Raw genomic sequence first — 1161 nt, 5'->3', positions numbered from 1 at the left:
TCGCTCTCATCGCTCTCATCGCTCTCATCGCTCTCATCGCTCTCATCGCTCTCATCGCTCTCATCGCTCTCATCGCTTGTCATCGCTTGTCATCGCTTTCCATCAGCTTTCACGCTTGTTCTCTATTTTGCCATTTTTATAAGCGTTTTTTGAGCGTTATAATCTGCCAATCAAACTCTAAATCCGAAATGGCAGTCGATTTAATTTGATGCTTTAGCTGATCATTCGCGCGCCAACCAAATACTGACATGTCGAGTAATGTTATTGCTTGCTCACCGGTCACCGACTGCGTAAATGTCACTTGTTGTTGCGCATCAATTTCAACATCATTGGGTAAATTAAGCTGCAGTGTTTTTTCCACTAAATCAGGATACACTTGCTGCTTGATTTGCCATAAATGGCGAATGCCTGGCTGCAATAACACAATACGACCATCATCTTTTAAAATACGAATGCACTCTTTACCCTTCAAGGGTGAATCAAGTACCGTCACAATATCGATAGATTGTGATTCAAAAGGTAATTTCTTTAGTGCCAACAATAATAAGTTAGCCGGGGTTTCAGCTTTAGCGGCTGCAAAGATAGCATTTTCAGCATCGGTAATACCCCAGTGCTCACATAATACATTTGCTTGAGCTAACGCAGGCACAAGCTGGCGCAAATAATAACCATCAGCACATTGGTAATCGATATGCTGTAGCTGAGTTTCGCCACGTGCTGCACACAAGTCTAATAACACAGTTTGAAGTTGTTTAATTAGCGGTGCAAACAAACCTGACTCCAATAAAAAATGTCGCCCACGCATTTGCTGGCGAGACTCCACTTTTGGCTTAGTTTTGGCCTTAGTGTTGCTCAGCAGTGGCCAGTAGCCCTTAGGGTTTTTATCAAAATGATGTTTGTTCTCACAATAAAATCCCGATGAAGCTTGATGTTGCTTTAGTGAAGCCGAACACTCTGGACATAATAAAGATAAAGTCATAATTACACTGATAGTTAATTGAAAGAGAGTAAAACAAAACGGGTAGAAATACCTAGTATGGTAAGACTACCCGCGATGCAAAAAAACGTCGCTTAAGTGTTTATCTTACATGCCTATGCACTTGGCTCAGTAAGAATGTATTGGCGTGTGAATTATTGCCAAATTTAACAATCTGTTAGGTA

The 1161-nt window shown here is 41.2% G+C and carries 1 protein-coding gene; it reads right to left on the bottom strand.

Annotated elements, in window-relative coordinates:
* Positions 1-136: 136 nt before the first annotated feature.
* A complete protein-coding gene (locus AAEZ00_RS20525; RefSeq protein ID WP_351078138.1) occupies positions 137-979 on the bottom strand; it encodes a class I SAM-dependent methyltransferase in 843 nt (280 codons plus the stop codon).
* Positions 980-1161 lie beyond the last annotated feature (182 nt).

Source organism: Shewanella sp. S1-49-MNA-CIBAN-0167 (assembly GCF_040310145.1).
GTDB lineage: Bacteria > Pseudomonadota > Gammaproteobacteria > Enterobacterales > Shewanellaceae > Shewanella > Shewanella psychromarinicola.
Note: the sequence above shows the minus strand (reverse complement) of the source record. Positions and strands in the feature narration are given on the sequence as shown.